This window comes from Lentzea kristufekii, from assembly GCF_033949925.1.
GTDB lineage: Bacteria > Actinomycetota > Actinomycetes > Mycobacteriales > Pseudonocardiaceae > Lentzea > Lentzea kristufekii.
The window spans coordinates 319,780-334,214 of sequence record NZ_JAXAVV010000009.1; the positions used below are offsets into that span (position 1 = coordinate 319,780).

13 protein-coding genes are annotated in these 14,435 nt (G+C 70.3%); 7 read left to right on the top strand and 6 right to left on the bottom strand.

Features of this window, described 5'->3' with window-relative positions; genetic code table 11:
* Positions 1-97: 97 nt before the first annotated feature.
* The 6 genes from SK571_RS20570 to SK571_RS20595 all read left to right on the top strand — a co-directional run bounded on the left by SK571_RS20570 (position 98) and on the right by SK571_RS20595 (position 8,384).
* Positions 98-865: a FadR/GntR family transcriptional regulator gene (locus tag SK571_RS20570; protein ID WP_319985708.1), complete on the top strand. Its 768-nt coding sequence runs from the start codon at positions 98-100 to the stop codon at positions 863-865.
* A 141-nt stretch (positions 866-1,006) separates the two neighbouring features.
* Complete coding sequence (locus SK571_RS20575) at positions 1,007-2,044, top strand: LacI family DNA-binding transcriptional regulator (RefSeq protein ID WP_319985709.1); 1,038 nt, start codon at positions 1,007-1,009, stop codon at positions 2,042-2,044.
* A gap of 173 nt (positions 2,045-2,217) precedes the next feature.
* Entirely contained in the window at positions 2,218-3,231 is a 1,014-nt protein-coding gene (locus tag SK571_RS20580) for a cellulose binding domain-containing protein (RefSeq protein WP_319985710.1), read from the top strand.
* Positions 3,232-3,270: 39 nt separating this feature from the next.
* On the top strand, positions 3,271-4,734 hold the full coding sequence (locus SK571_RS20585; protein WP_319985711.1) for a non-reducing end alpha-L-arabinofuranosidase family hydrolase: 1,464 nt from the start codon (positions 3,271-3,273) through the stop codon (positions 4,732-4,734).
* A gap of 63 nt (positions 4,735-4,797) precedes the next feature.
* Complete coding sequence (locus SK571_RS20590) at positions 4,798-6,435, top strand: glycoside hydrolase family 27 protein (protein ID WP_319985712.1); 1,638 nt, start codon at positions 4,798-4,800, stop codon at positions 6,433-6,435.
* On the top strand, positions 6,432-8,384 hold the full coding sequence (locus tag SK571_RS20595; RefSeq protein ID WP_319985713.1) for a family 43 glycosylhydrolase: 1,953 nt from the start codon (positions 6,432-6,434) through the stop codon (positions 8,382-8,384). Before SK571_RS20590 ends, SK571_RS20595 begins: the two co-directional genes overlap by 4 nt.
* A gap of 4 nt (positions 8,385-8,388) precedes the next feature.
* Here SK571_RS20595 and SK571_RS20600 read toward each other — a convergent pair whose 3' ends face one another.
* From SK571_RS20600 to SK571_RS20620, 5 genes are read right to left on the bottom strand one after another with little or no spacing between them, the layout of a single operon-like run.
* Positions 8,389-8,724, bottom strand: coding sequence for an anti-sigma factor family protein (locus SK571_RS20600; RefSeq protein ID WP_319985714.1), 336 nt, complete (start codon positions 8,722-8,724; stop codon positions 8,389-8,391).
* The gene (locus tag SK571_RS20605) at positions 8,721-9,230 is read right to left on the bottom strand and encodes a sigma-70 family RNA polymerase sigma factor (RefSeq protein ID WP_319985748.1); all 510 of its coding nucleotides are present in this window, start codon (positions 9,228-9,230) and stop codon (positions 8,721-8,723) included. Before SK571_RS20605 ends, SK571_RS20600 begins: the two co-directional genes overlap by 4 nt.
* A 12-nt stretch (positions 9,231-9,242) precedes the next feature.
* Positions 9,243-10,016, bottom strand: a complete 774-nt coding sequence (locus SK571_RS20610; RefSeq protein ID WP_319985715.1) for an enoyl-CoA hydratase/isomerase family protein — start codon at positions 10,014-10,016, stop codon at positions 9,243-9,245.
* A 10-nt stretch (positions 10,017-10,026) separates the two neighbouring features.
* On the bottom strand, positions 10,027-11,259 hold the full coding sequence (locus SK571_RS20615; protein WP_319985716.1) for a hypothetical protein: 1,233 nt from the start codon (positions 11,257-11,259) through the stop codon (positions 10,027-10,029).
* Positions 11,256-12,794 (bottom strand): amino acid adenylation domain-containing protein, encoded by a 1,539-nt coding sequence (locus SK571_RS20620; RefSeq protein ID WP_319985717.1) that lies wholly within the window; start codon positions 12,792-12,794, stop codon positions 11,256-11,258. The genes SK571_RS20615 and SK571_RS20620 overlap by 4 nt, the downstream gene beginning before the upstream one ends.
* 214 nt (positions 12,795-13,008) lie before the next feature.
* Between SK571_RS20620 and SK571_RS20625 the strand changes: the two genes are divergently transcribed.
* Positions 13,009-13,341, top strand: coding sequence for a hypothetical protein (locus SK571_RS20625; RefSeq protein WP_090064653.1), 333 nt, complete (start codon positions 13,009-13,011; stop codon positions 13,339-13,341).
* 1 nt (position 13,342) lies between these two features.
* Here the strand turns inward: SK571_RS20625 and SK571_RS20630 are convergent, their stop codons facing one another.
* Positions 13,343-14,428, bottom strand: a complete 1,086-nt coding sequence (locus SK571_RS20630) for an aldose epimerase family protein (RefSeq protein WP_319985718.1) — start codon at positions 14,426-14,428, stop codon at positions 13,343-13,345.
* Positions 14,429-14,435 lie beyond the last annotated feature (7 nt).

Below are 14,435 nucleotides of genomic sequence, written 5' to 3' on the forward strand. Positions count from 1 at the left end.
AGGAACAACGCGAACGTAACTCGTATGACGTGTGACGTCAATGGTGTTACGTATACTGTCGGGTCCTGGAAACAGGTTGCGGCGCAACGGAGGCGAGATGTCGGTGACACGTCCGGACCAGGATGCGGCCGCTACCCCCGGATGGACGCGGAGACCGGCGAGCCTGGCCGCCGCGGTCACCGCCGAGCTGGTGCAACGCGTCGTGCGCGGTACCTACGCCGCGGGAACCACGCTTCCGCCCGAACCTGTCCTGTGCGAGACCTTCTCGGTGAGCAGGACGGTGATCCGCGAGGCGGTGAAGGTCCTGCAGGAGAAGGGGTTGGTGCGGGTGCGCCAGGGCGCGGGCACCACGGTCACCCCGATGGCGCAGTGGAACATGCTCGACGAGCTGGTGCTCGCCGCCGCCGTCGCCGAGGACGAGAGCCTCGCGGTCCTCGACGACGTGGTGGTGACGCGCCGGCTGCTCGAGTCGGACATGGCGCAGGTCGCCGCGCGCACCGCCGGCCAGGACACCGTGGACCGGTTGCGCGCCCTGGTGGACCGGATGGACGAGCTCGTCGGCGACACCGCCACCTACGAGGAGCACGACCGCCTGTTCCACGACACGATCATGCAGGCCTCGGGCAACCGCATCGCCCGTGGCGTGGTGCGCTCGCTGGAGAGGCAGGTCCTCAACTCCGCCGGCTACCACGGGCGCAGCGGCCGGGACATGTGCACGGCCTCCAACAAGGGGCACCGCCGCATCTGCGAACGCATCGCGGCGCGAGACGAGGCCGGTGCGGCGCAGGCCATGTTCACCCACATCACCGAGGCGTGGCTCGTGCGCCGCGGCGAGGCCGGAGACCCCGGTCGCCTGAAGCGGTAGGACGCTCGTCGCCGGACGGTCCCCTCCGCCAGGGCCGTTCGGCGGAAGGCGTGTGACCACAACCATTTCGTGGAACATCCGACTGCGACGCGGTCGGGCCCGTACGGCACGGGAGGCGGATCTGCGGTGGGACGAACTCGCGTGACCCTGGCCGACGTCGCGGCGGCGAGCGGGGTGTCGGTGACGACGGCATCGCTCGTGCTGACCGGACGTGCGCGCGAACTGCGCATCTCCGAGGACGCCGAGCGGAGGGTCCGGTCCACGGCGCAGGAGCTGGGCTACCGGCGCGGCGCCCTGGTGAGCGGGCCGCGTCCGGGGCCGTCGCGGACGATCGGGTTCGTGCTCGACACCGTCACCTCGTCCGGACTGGCGGGCGAGGTCGTGAAGGGCGCAGTGGAGGCCGCCTACCGGCACGGGTTCATGCTGTTCGCCGGGGAGACGGGCGGGGACCCGGCGCTGGAGCGGTCGCTGGTCCAGGCGATGCGCGACCGCCGCGCGGACGGCATCGTCTTCGCCACCACGCACACGAGGGCGATCACGGTGCCGGAAGGCCTGCACCACGGGCCCACCGTGCTGCTCAACGCCACCGCCGGGGCCGGTCCGGCCATCCCGTCGGTGGTGTCCGACGAGGTGCAGGGCGGGCGTTCGGCGGCACGCCTGCTCGTCGAGGCGGGGCACCGCCACGGCGTTCACCTGATCGGCGCGGGACCGGGTCCCTACGACGTCCCACCGCGCAGCATCGCGGCCGTGCAGCGCCTCATCGGGCTGCGCGAGGTGTTCGCGGCCGCGGGCGTCGAGGTGGTCAGCGCACACCGCTGTCCCAGGTGGACACCGGAGGACGGGTACGACGCGACCAGGGACCTGCTGCGCCACCACCTGCCCAAGGCGCTGGTGTGCTTTGACGACCGCCTGGCGTTCGGGGCGTACCAGGCGCTCGGGGAGGCCGGGCTCGCGGTGCCGGGTGACGTCTCCGTGCTCGGGTTCGACGACCACCCCGTCGCCTCGTGGATGCGCCCCCGGCTGACCACCATCGCCCTGCCGCACCACGAGCTCGGCGTGCAGGCGGTCGAGGTCCTGGTGGAGATGCTGGGACGGCGTGGGCGCGGGGCCCGGCCCCCGCTGATCCGCCGGGTGCCGATGCCGGTCCGCGAGGGCGGTTCCGTCGCGCGACCGCAGTGACGAGCGGTGCTTGTTCGCGTTAACAGGGGAAGGCGCCTGATCGCGGCTTGAGCGCGCAAAAGCGCCATTTTGCTAAAGGTTAGCGCTCACATTTTAGCTTTGACCCGGCATGACGGGGTCTTCTACATTGCTGGAAGCCGCCCCGCCGCTGACCGCTCGTCGAAAGGCTCATCATGCCGAGCCCGCTCAAAGCGCTGTGCGGTGCGCTGATCGCCACCCTGCTGGCCGCGTCGCCCGCCTTCGCCGAACAGTCCACTGTGGATGATCCGGCCGCCTCCGCCGACCCGGTGCGGGTGATGCCGCTGGGTGACTCCATCACCCAGGGCGGCTCCATCGGCGGCTACCGCCTCGACCTCGGCACGAAGCTGCGTGCCGCCGGACGCGCCGTCGACTTCGTGGGCTCGCTCGCGGACGGGCCGGGCTCCATGCCCGACCGCAACCACGAGGGACACCCCGGCTGGACCATCGCGCAGGTCGACGCGAGCGTCGTGAACTGGCTGAGGACCTACACCCCGCGCACGATCCTGCTGCACATCGGCACCAACGACATGTACGGCAGCGACCCCGCCGGCGCGCCGCGAAGGCTGTCCGCGCTGGTGGACAAGATCACCGCTCAGGCGCCGAACGCCGACGTGTTCGTCTCGACCATCATCCCGATCCGCTTCGCCGACTCCACCGTGCGCGGTTACAACGCCGCCATCGTCCCGCTGCTGCGGGCGAAAGCCGCGGCGGGCAAGCGGGTGCACGTCGTGGACATGTACCCGGCGGTGCCGATCGCCGACCTTCCCGACGGCATCCACCCGAACGCCACCGGCTACAGCAAGATGGCGACGGTCTGGTTCAACGCGCTGTCGTCGGTTCCCGGCAGCATCGGCGATCCTCCCGCACCCGGCGGCACCTGCACGGCCACGTCGAGCGTCACGGGCACCTGGAACGGTGGTTTCCAGGCCGAGGTCGCGGTCACCAACCCCACCGCGTCCGCCCTCTCCGGCTGGACGGTCCGGTTCACGCTTCCCAACGGGCACACCGTGTCGCAGATCTGGGGTGGCGTCGCCAGCGGTTCGGTCACGGTCACGAACGCCCCCTACAACGGCTCGATCAGCCCCGGCGCCTCGGTGACGTTCGGCTTCCTCGCGTCCGGTTCCGGTGCGGCGGCAGTCGGAACCGCCACCTGCGCCGGCGCGTGATCCCTGCTCCTCCGCTCCCTCCGACGACGAAGGGTGATCATGTTCTTCGCACGATTGTTCGCATCACGACGAGCCCGGCTCACGGCCGTCGCCGCCGTCCCGCTCATCGCGGTGTCCGCGCTCGCCGCGGTGGCGGTGCCTCCCGCCGCGGCGGCCCCGGGCTGTTCGGTGACCTACTCCGCACCGTCGCAATGGGACGGTGGCTTCACGGCGAACGTCAGCGTCACCAACCTCGGTGACGCCGTCAACGGCTGGACGCTCACCTGGAGCTTCTCCGCGGGCCAGCAGGTGAAGCAGGCCTGGAACGCCGAGGCGACCCAGTCGGGCAGCCAGGTGACCGTCCGCAACGTCTCGTACAACGCGGCGATCCCCACCGGTGGCCGGGTCGAGTTCGGGTTCAACGGTTCCTCCACCGGCACGGCGAACCCGAACCCCACGGCGTTCACGCTCAACGGCACCCTGTGCACCGGTGACGTCGGCCCCACCACGACGACCACGACCACGACGACGACCACGACCACGACGGGCAACCCGCCCGTGGGCAGCCTGCCGTCGAGCTTCCGCTGGAACTCCAGCGGCGTGCTGATCAGCCCGAAGCCGGACGCCACGCACCCGAACGTCGCGGTGAAGGACCCGAGCGTCGTCTACTACAACGGCAAGTACCACGTGTTCGCGTCGACCTACACCAACGGCTACAACCTGATGTACACCAGTTTCAGCGACTGGTCCCAGGCCTCGGCGGCACCGCACTACTACCTCGACCGCTCCGGCATCGGCGGCGGGTACCGGGCAGCGCCGCAGGTGTTCTACTTCGCGCCGCAACGCCTCTGGTACCTCGTCTACCAGACCGGGGACAACGCGTCGTACTCCACGACGACGGACATCTCCAACCCGGCGTCGTGGTCCACGCCGAAGAACTTCTACGCCGGCGGGATGCCGCAGATCATCCGCGACAACATCGGCAACGGCTACTGGGTCGACTTCTGGACGGTGTGCGACACCGCGAAGTGCTACCTGTTCTCCTCCGACGACAACGGCCACCTCTACCGGTCGGAGACCAGCCTCGCGCAGTTCCCGAACGGCTTCACCAACACGGTGATCGCCATGCAGGACAGCAACCGCAACCGGTTGTTCGAGGCCGCCAACGTCTACAAGATCGCCGGCAAGAACCAGTGGCTGCTGGTGCACGAGGCGATCGGCTCGGACGGCCGCCGCTGGTTCCGCTCCTGGACCGCGCCCTCCATCACCGGTCCGTGGACGGGGCTGGCCGAGAGCGAGTCGAACCCGTTCGCCCGCGCGAACAACGTCACGTTCCCAGGTGGACAGTGGACCCGCGACATCAGCCACGGCGAGATGGTGCGCACGAACGTCGACCAGACGATGGAGATCAGCCCCTGCAAGCTCAGCTACCTCTACCAGGGCATGGATCCCAACGCCGGGGGTGAGTACAACCGGCTGCCCTGGCGGCTCGGCCTGCTGACCCAGACCAACTCGACCTGCTGAGTGCAGGACCGACGCCGCCGGGCACGCGCACCGGCGGCGTCCCCCTGCGAGAAAGGGGCAACGATGCCCTCCTGGTCCAGGAAACTCACGCACCTCGCCGCCGTTCTGCTGGCGGCGATGGCGACCGTCACCGCGAACCCCGCCACCGCGCCCGCCGCTCCCGGCAGCCCGGCGCTGACCCCGCCGCTCGGCTGGAACAGCTGGAACAGCTTCGGCTGCGGCATCACCGAGGGCCAGGTCCGCCAGGCCGCCGACGCGATGGTGTCGTCGGGGATGCGCGACGCCGGCTACCAGTACGTCGTCGTGGACGACTGCTGGTTCGACCCGCAGCGCGACTCCGCCGGCAACCTGCGGGCGCACCCGTCGAAGTTCCCGAGCGGGATGAAGGCGCTGGGCGACTACATCCACGCCCGCGGCCTGAAGTTCGGCATCTACCAGGCGCCGAACGAGAAGACGTGCGCGCAGGGCACCGGCGCCCACCCCGGTTCGACCGGCAGCAAGGGCCACGAGGTCCAGGACGCGCGGATCTTCGCGTCGTGGGGCGTGGACTACCTGAAGTACGACTGGTGCTCGGGTGCCGGCACCCGGGACGAGCAGATCGCCCGGTTCACGATCATGCGTGACGCCCTGCGCGCCACCGGCCGCCCGATCGTCTACAGCATCAACTCCAACAGCTTCCACGCTCCCACCGGTGACAGGTACGACTGGAGCGAGGTCGCCGACCTGTGGCGCACCACCGAGGACCTGCTGGACATCTGGCAGAACGGCAACACCAACAGCTATCCGATGGGCGTGGGCAACGTCGTCGACATCACCGCCCCGCTCGCGGTGCAGTCCGGTCCCGGCCACTGGAACGACCCGGACATGCTCGTCGTCGGACGCCCCGGCCTCACGCTCACCGAGTCGCGGTCGCACTTCACGCTGTGGTCGCTGATGGCGGCGCCGCTCATGGCGGGCAACGACATCCGCACCATGTCCGCCGACGTCAGCGCGATCCTGCGCAACCAGCGCCTGATCGCCGTGAACCAGGACGGCCTCGGCGCGGGCGGGCGCCGGGTGCGGGACGACGGCGCCACCGAGGTGTTCGCCAAACCGCTCGCGGACGGCTCGGTCGCCGTCGGCCTGTTCAACCGCGGCGGCGGCACCGCGACCATCGCCACCACGGCCGCCCAGATCGGCCTGTCCGGTGGCAGCTTCACGCTGACCGACCTCTGGACCGGTGGCACGTCCACCACGTCGGGCGCGATCTCCGCCTCCGTCCCGGCGCACGGCGTCACCGCGTTCCGGGTGACCGGCGGCAGCCCGCTGCAGAACACCACCTCCCGGTTGCGCGGAGCCGGGTCGAACCGCTGCCTGGACGTCGAGAACGGCTCCACGGCCGCAGGGGCCGCGGTCGTGATCCAGGACTGCCTCACGCCCGCCTCCCAGCGGTGGACCTCCTGGCCGAACGGCGAGGTCCGCGTGTTCGGCGACAAGTGCCTCGACGCGTACGACCAGGGCACCGCCAACGGCACGAGGGTCATCGTCTGGCAGTGCAACGGCCAGGCGAACCAGCGCTGGACGCTGGGCTCCGACGGGACGCTGCGCAACACCAACGCCGGTCTGTGCCTGGACGTCGAACGGGCCGCGACCGCCAACGGCTCGAAGCTGGTGCTGTGGACCTGCAACGGCCAGACCAACCAGAGGTGGTCACGATCATGAGATGGGCTCCCGTCGCGGCGGCGGTGTCCGCCCTCACGCTCGTGGCCGCGGGCCTTGCCGCGAGCACGACCGCGCATGCCGCTCCCGGCTGTTCGGTCACCTACACCAAGACCTCCGAGTGGCAGGGCGGCTTCGGCGCGTCCGTGTCCATCACGAACACCGGTGACGCGATCACCGGCTGGACGCTCGAGTGGACGTACGCCTCCGGTCAGCAGGTCGGGCAGCACTGGAACGCCGTGATCACGCAGAGCGGTGGCGAGGTCAGCGCGCGCAACGCCTCCTACAACGGGTCCGTGCCGACCGGCGGCAAGGTCGACTTCGGGTTCAACGCGACGTCCGGTTCCGCCAACCCCGACCCGGTGTCGTTCCGCCTCAACGGAACCAGCTGCAACGGCGGCACGGATCCGACCACCACGACGACAACGACCACCACCACGTCGACACCCCGGCCGGCGTCGTTCAACAACCCGGTGCTGTGGCAGGACTTCGCGGACATCGACATCATCCGCGTAGGCGACGCTTACTACTACTCGGCGTCGACCATGCACTACTCGCCGGGAGCGCCGATCCTGCGTTCCTACGACCTGGTGAACTGGGAGTTCGCCGGGCACTCCGTGCCCCGGCTGGACTTCGGCTCCAAGTACGACCTCAACGGCAGCCGGGCGTACGTGCGGGGGATCTGGGCGTCGTTCCTCAACCACCGCAAGAGCAACAACACCTTCTACTGGGGCGGGTGCGTCGACTTCGCCCAGACCCACATCTACACCGCCGCGGCCGTGGACGGGCAGTGGTCGAAGCTGTCCACGATCAACAAGTGCTACTACGACGCGGGAATGCTGGTCGACGACAACGACACGATGTACGTCGCGTACGGCAACACCACGATCAGCGTCGCGCAGCTGTCGGCGGACGGGAAGTCGGAGGTGCGCTCGCAGCAGGTGTTCCAGACGCCGTCCAACATCGGCACGCTGGAGGGCGCGCGGTTCTACAAGCGGGGCGGCAGCTACTACATCTGGCTGACCAGGCCCGCGAACGGCCAGTACGTGCTCAAGTCGTCGAGCCCGTGGGGCCCCTACACCGTGCAGCAGGTGCTGCTGAACATGCCCACGCCGATCCAGGGCGGGGGAGTGCCGCACCAGGGCGGCATGGTGCAGACGCAGAACGGCGACTGGTACTACATGGCGTTCGTGGACGCCTACCCCGGCGGCCGCGTGCCGGTGCTCGCACCGATCACCTGGACCTCCGACGGCTGGCCGCGCATCACCACCGTCAACGGCGGCTGGGGCGCGAACTACCCGATGCCGAACCTGCCCCCGCCACCGCGCCAGGTCAAACCCATGACCGGGGTGGACACCTTCGACGGCACGAGACTCGGTCCGCAGTGGGAGTGGAACCACAACCCGGACACCACGAAGTACAGCGTCAACAACGGTCTGCGGCTGTCCACCGCGACCGTCACCAACGACCTGTACAACGCCCGCAACACCCTCACCCACCGAATACAGGGGCCGACGTCCACGGCCACCGTCACACTCGACCTCACCTCGATGCGCGACGGCGACCGCACCGGCCTGGCGATGCTGCGCGACTCCTCGGCGTGGATCGGGGTCAAACGCGACAGCGGCCGCAACCGCGTGGTCATGGTCAACGGCCTGACCATGGACAGCAGCTGGAACACCACGGGCACCGGCACCGAGGTCGCGAGCGCGAACCTCGCCAGCACCCGGATCTGGTTGCGCGCCAACGCCGACATCCGTCCCGGCAGCGGACGGCAGGCCCGGTTCTCCTACAGCACGGACGGCGTGAACTTCACGTCGCTGGGCAGCGGCTTCACGCTGAAGAACGAGTGGCAGTTCTTCATGGGCTACCGGTTCGGCATCTTCAACCACGCCACGCAGGCGCTCGGCGGCTCGGTCGGGGTGCAGCGCTTCGAGCTGTCCACTCCCTGACAGGTCAGGGGTAACACCAGATCAGCACGCCGAGCACCGCACCGGTCATGGCGGCGACGAGAACCGTCGCCGCCATGACCACGAGCTGACGCCGCCGCACGGCCCGGACGAGCCGGGGCAGGACGGCGGCGGGCACCTCCGGATCGGTGCCCAGCGACTGCACCGCCCACGCCTCCGGCACGCGCGACAGCAGGCCCGTCAGTCCCGCCAGCCCGCAGACCTCGCGCTCGCACGAGGCGCACTGCGCGAGGTGCTCCTCGTAGGCGAGCCGTTCCGCGGTCGACAGCGAGCCCAGGACGTAGGCGCCGTCCCACTCCCGGAACGGATCCGGTGTGCTCACCGCCCCGTGACCCCGTTCTCCTGCAGAGCCAGTCTCAGCGCCCGCAGGCCGTAGTGCAGCCGCGACTTCACGGTGCCCTGAGGCACCTCCAGCGCGTCGGCGAGCTCCGCGATGGACTCACCGCGGTAGTAGGCCCGCACGATCACCTGCCGGTGCTCCGGCTTGAGCGTGGACAGCGCGTCGGCGACGAGCCAGGCGTCGAGCGTGGAGTCGGTGTGGTCGGCCCGCGACCGTTCGGGCAGGCTCTCCGACTCGACCTCCCAGCGGGCACGGGCGCTGCGCCGCTCGTCGATGGCGTAGTTGCGCGCCACGGCGTAGAGCCACGCCTTGGACGCCGACGAACCCTGCTCCAGGACCTCGGGATGCCGCCAGGCGCGCAGCAGGGCCTCCTGGACGATGTCCTCGGCGAGCTGCTCGTCTCCGGTCAGGCGCAGGGCGTAGCGCCACAGGGCGGCGGCGTGGCCGTCGTGCAGCGCGCGCAACAGGGCGATGTGGTCGTCGTTGATGACGCACCCCGCCTACGTGCGGAACGCCGGGGAGCGCTTGCCGAGGAACGCCGCTGTGCCCTCACGCATGTCGTCGGTGGTGAAGGTGTGCCGGAACGCCTCGAGCTCGACGTCCAGCCCCGAGCCGACGGGCAGGCCGTCCACGGTGTTGATCACCGACTTGCACGCGGCGACGGCGGCGGGCGAGTTGGCGGCGATGTCGGCGAGCACCAGCCGTGCGGCGGCGAACATCTCCTCGCGGGTGTCGAAGACCTGGTTCACCAGCCCGGTGCGGTGCGCCTCCGCCGCGTCCACCCGCCGGCCGGAGTAGATCATCTCGCGGGCTCGCGCCACCCCGACCCGCCGGAACAACCTGACACAGCCCCCGAAACCGGGGATCAGCCCGAGGAGCACCTCCGGCTGCCCGAACACGGCCTTGCGGGTGGCGTAGACGAAGTCGCACGCCAGCGCCATCTCGCAGCCGCCGCCGAGCGCGTACCCGTCGACGCAGGCCACGACGGGGACGGGGAGCCGTTCCAGCAGGCACGTCACCTCCTGGCCCAGCGCGCCGAACACCTCGCCCTCCTCGGCGGTCATGGCCGCCATCTCGCGGATGTCGGCGCCGGCGATGAACGCGGGTCCCTCGGACCCCGTGAGCAGCACCGCGCGAGGACCGGAGAGGGTCGACAGCAGGTGGCGCAGCTCGGTGAGGGTCCGCTGGGACAGGGCGTTGCGGGCGTGCGGCCGGTGCACGGTCACCGTCAGCACGCCGCCCTGCTCGTCGAGCACGAGGTTCTGATAGTCCACAGTGGTCTCCTCACGAGTCCCAGATCGCGCCGTAGGCGGGGATTCCCCTGGCCTCCAGCTCTTCGACGACGTGCCAGGTGGTCTGTTTGTTCGAGATGCAGATGACCGCTTCCGCGTCGAAGCGCCGGCAGGCGTCGTGCGCGAGCGCGACGAGGTCCGGCTTGCCCTGGCCGGCGGTGTCCCAGACGACGGCGTCGGGTTGCGCGTCGAGGATCTCGTCGACCAGCGCGTCCCCGTAGGTGCGGCGGGGGTCGCGGGTCGACCACACCAGCGTGGCCGGAGCGGTGCGGGCGAGCAGGTGGGGCAGGCAGGGGCCGATGCCGCTGCCGGTGGCCACCCACACCACGCGGTGGAACAGCTTGTCGATGTTGCCGACGCCCGCGGTCGGGATCCCCTTCACCCACAGGTGGCTCGGCTGGTCGGCGATGAGCTTCGCCGTCCAGTCGCCGGCGCGGGAGATGGTGAGCCGGAAGCCGGAACGTCCCGGAGCGGGGACGTTCGCGAAGGAGTGCCATTCGAGCAACGGGTTGCGGCTCACCGCTGTCGAGGAGCCCGCGAACGGGGTGACGCCGTGGTCGAACGACACGAGCGCGACGTGCGGGGACGGGCTGACGATCCGCACCGGCACGCGCCGCAGCCTCAGCCACGGCAGCGCCACGCTGACCACCACGAGGGCGAGCGGCCAGAGGAACACCGGGTTCGAGACCGCGGCCAGCGCCGCGAACAGCACGAGCACCGTCCAGCCGCCGAACCGGTGCGACCGCTCGAAGAGGTCGTGGTGGCGGGCGCGGAGCCGGGGGAGCGCGAGCACCGTCATCGCGCCGAGCAGGGCGAAGATCGTCCAGCTCAGCGCTATCGGCAGGGCGCCGCGCGCGGTGACGGCGAGCGGGAGGAACCAGACCACGGCGCAGACGGCGGCACCGACGTGCAGGCCGCCGAAGTGGTAGACCTTGCCCAGCGTCCACCGCACGCGCAACGGCCAGTGCTTCGGCGCGCTGGTGGCCAGCCGGAACAGCAGGTTGATCACCAGCTGCTGCCGGACGAGCGCGGCGAGCGCCACGTTGACGACCACGAGCGTGGTCAGCACGTCCTGGTCGCCGCGCCAGTCGCCGATGACCGCGAAGACCAGGTTGGCGAGCACGACGGCCGCCGCGAGCCGGTTGTGGTGTGTGAAGGGGCGCCGGCGCAGGACCGCGCGGAGGGAACGGTCGGCCGGTGGCAGGACGACGTGCTGCACCGTCATGCCACGGGCTCCCGCCGCAGTCCGTCCACATGGGACAGCAGCGCGCGCCGGTCGACCTTGCCGCGGTCGGTCGTCGGCAGCGTGTCGACCGGGACGATCAACGTCGGCACGCAGTAGTACGGCAGCCGTTGCGAGACCGCCCGCCGCGCCTGCTCCGGCGTCGCGGTGCCGGGGCTGATGAACCCGACGAGCTTCCCGTCGTGCACCACGGTCGTGGCGCGGTCGCAGTCCTCCGCACGCTCCAGCGCCGCGGTGACCGCGTCCAGTTCGACGCGGAACCCGCGCACCTTGACCTGGTCGTCGGTGCGGCCGCGGTGCTCCAGCCGGCCTTCGCGCGTCCACCTGCCGAGGTCGCGCGTCCGGAACATGAGGTGGTCGCCGCCGAGGAACGGGTCGGGGCGGTACCGCTCCGCCGTGAGGTCGAGGTCGCCCAGGTACCCCGCCGTCACGCAGGCGCCACCGGCCCACATCTCACCGACCGCGCCGATGGGGCACGGCAGCAGGTCGTCGTCGAGCACGTACACGGTCGTGTTCGGCACCGGCCTGCCGATGGTGAGCTGCCCGGTGCCCGGTTCGTAGCGGTGCACGGTGTTGACGATGGTGACCTCGGTGGGACCGCACGCGTTGTAGAAGACCACGCGGTGAGCCCACACGTCGGCGAGGGCCTGCGGGCAGCGCTCACCGGCGACCGCGACCGTGTGCACCCGTTGGCACACGGCGGGATCCAGCGTCGCCAGCACGCTGGGCGTGGCGATCACGACGTCGACCGTGCTCGCCGTCCGCGCGAGGTCGTCGCCCCGGATCACGAGCGTGCCGCCGTTCGCGAGCGTGCCGAGGATCTCCCACATCGCCATGTCGAAGGCGATGTTGAGCAGCTGGGACACCCTGGTCCCCGGTGTGATGCCCAGAGAGCCGGGCGTGGTCAGCAGGACGTTGCACAGGTTGGCGTGGGAGACCCGCACGCCGTTGGGACGCCCGGTGGTGCCGGAGGTGAAGATGACGGCGGCGATGTCCGACTCCGCCGTGAAGGCGCGGCAGAACGTGCTGACGTCGGGCAGGGTGTCGATCGTGATGATCGTGGCCAGGTGAGAGGGCAGTGACGCCGCGTCCGCGGTCGTCGTGAGCACCACGTCGACGTGCGCGGCCCGGACGATGTGCCGCAGGTGGGCCTCGGGCGTGATGCGCACGTCCTGCGGCACGTAGGCCGCCCCCGCCTTGAGCACCGCCAGGATGCCCACCACCATGGAGATCGACCGAGTCAGGAACAGGCCCACGTGGTCACCGGGGCGCACGCCGCCGCGGACCAGCAGTTCGGCCAGCAGCGTGGCTCTGGCGTCGAGCTCCCCGTAGGTCAGGGACTCGCCGAGGTGTTCCACGGCGGTCAGGTGCGGGTGACGCGTCGCGTGCGTCTCGAAGGCGTGGTGGACGTGGTCGGACGGAGGGGTCCGGACTGGGCCGGCGCCGAACACCTGGAACAGTTCGCGGTCGGCGGGGGACAGATCGAACAGGGCGGATTCCTGGAACACGGCTGTCACGACAGGTGCCCTTTCGTGAGCGGTGCGTGGGCAACCGCTTGAACGAGACAGCCCGTCGGGAAGTTCACGTCGTGTCGAATCGCCCGTCGAATCGAAAGTGCTTGTGGTGCAATGCTTTTCTGCACGCCGCGAACTGCGCCGTCCCATCACCCGGACGGGTGATCAAGTGCTCCTGCGTTTGTCATAGTCGTCTGCGCATATGAGCATCTGTCCTATGACGACTGTCGAGCACGCTCCCGCGGAACTGCACCGCCACACCCACGGTCCCGGCTGCGGGCACGACGCCCTCGTGCACCGGGACCACGTCGACTACCTGCACGACGGACACCTGCACCGCGAACACGTGACGGATCGCGGTGTGCACTACGACGAGTGCGACAAGTGCAGGTGCGCGCACTGCACGGACTCGTGCGCGCAGTGCGACTGCTCAGAATGCGACTGCCCGACCTGCAACCACGCTCAATGCGCCTGTGACGGGTGCACCGACTCGTGCGCGAACTGCACGTGTGCCGAATGCAGCTGCCCCACGTGCAGTCACGCCGCCTGAGTCAGTCCGCAGTGGACAGCTGGAAGACCGTCTCCTGGTGGTAGACGTCGCCGGGCCGCAGCACCGTGCTGGGGAAGTCCTGGCGGTTCGGCGAGTCCGGGAAGTGCTGTGCCTCCAGGGCGAAGCCCGCGCCGCGGCCGTACGGGCGGCCGCTGGTGCCGACCAGGTCCTCGGTCAGGAAGTTGCCCGAGTAGAACTGCAGGCCGGGTTCGCTGGTCCACAGGGTCAGCAGGCGCCCGGAGACCGGGTCGCAGGCCTGCGCTGCGAAGGTGGCGCCGGACGAGTCCAGCACCCAGTTGTGGTCGTAGCCTCCCGCGATGCGCAGCTGGGGGTGGGCCGCGCGGATGCGGGAGCCGATCGCGGTCGGCAGCCGGAAGTCGAACGGGGTCGCCTCGACCGGCACGGGCGCCCCCACCGGGATGAGGGACTCGTCGACGGCGCAGAACCGGCTCGCGTTCAGCATCAGCGACTGGCGGTGCACGTCGCCGCTGCCTTCCCCGGCCAGGTTCCAGTAGGTGTGGTTGGTCATGTTGAGGACGGTGGGCGCGTCCGTCGTCGCGCGGTAGGTGATGCTCAGGCGGTTGTGCCGGTCGAGCCGGTACGTCACCTGAGCATCAACGGTTCCGGGGAAGCCACCGTCCCCGTGCGGGCTCACCAGTTCGAGCCGCACGCCCACGCTGTCCGTCTCGTGCAGCTCGGTCGCGGACCACACCCGCGTGTCGAAGCCCGCCGGCCCGCCGTGCAGGCTGTTCGGGCCGTTGTTGAGCGGGAGCTGGTGCTGGACATCGTCGAGGGTGAAGGCGCCGCGGGCGATCCGGTTGGCGTACCGGCCGATCACGGCGCCGAAGAACACCCTGGCCGCGTCGGGCCGGTTGTTCGCGACGTAGTCGTCGAGCGCGGGGAACCCGAGGACCACGTTGGCGGGAACACCGCGGCGGTCCGGTGCCTCCAGTGACTGGATCACCCCGCCGTAGTCCAGCACCCGCACGGTGAGCCCGCCCGGCCACGCCAGGACGTACCGGTGGACGTCGGTGTCACCGGCCCGTCCGAACAGTTCCCGGCGTAGCTCGGGTTCCCGCTGCGACATCGAACTC

Excerpts from the sequence above, each read along its gene's own strand:
- SK571_RS20630 (WP_319985718.1), bottom strand. The coding sequence starts at position 14,428 with ATGTCGCAGCGGGAACCCGAGCTACGCCGGGAACTGTTCGGACGGGCC.
- SK571_RS20585 (WP_319985711.1), top strand. The coding sequence starts at position 3,271 with ATGTTCTTCGCACGATTGTTCGCATCACGACGAGCCCGGCTCACGGCC.
- SK571_RS20580 (WP_319985710.1), top strand. The coding sequence starts at position 2,218 with ATGCCGAGCCCGCTCAAAGCGCTGTGCGGTGCGCTGATCGCCACCCTG.
- SK571_RS20590 (WP_319985712.1), top strand. The coding sequence starts at position 4,798 with ATGCCCTCCTGGTCCAGGAAACTCACGCACCTCGCCGCCGTTCTGCTG.
- SK571_RS20615 (WP_319985716.1), bottom strand. The coding sequence starts at position 11,259 with ATGACGGTGCAGCACGTCGTCCTGCCACCGGCCGACCGTTCCCTCCGC.
- SK571_RS20570 (WP_319985708.1), top strand. The coding sequence starts at position 98 with ATGTCGGTGACACGTCCGGACCAGGATGCGGCCGCTACCCCCGGATGG.
- SK571_RS20625 (WP_090064653.1), top strand. The coding sequence starts at position 13,009 with ATGACGACTGTCGAGCACGCTCCCGCGGAACTGCACCGCCACACCCAC.
- SK571_RS20595 (WP_319985713.1), top strand. The coding sequence starts at position 6,432 with ATGAGATGGGCTCCCGTCGCGGCGGCGGTGTCCGCCCTCACGCTCGTG.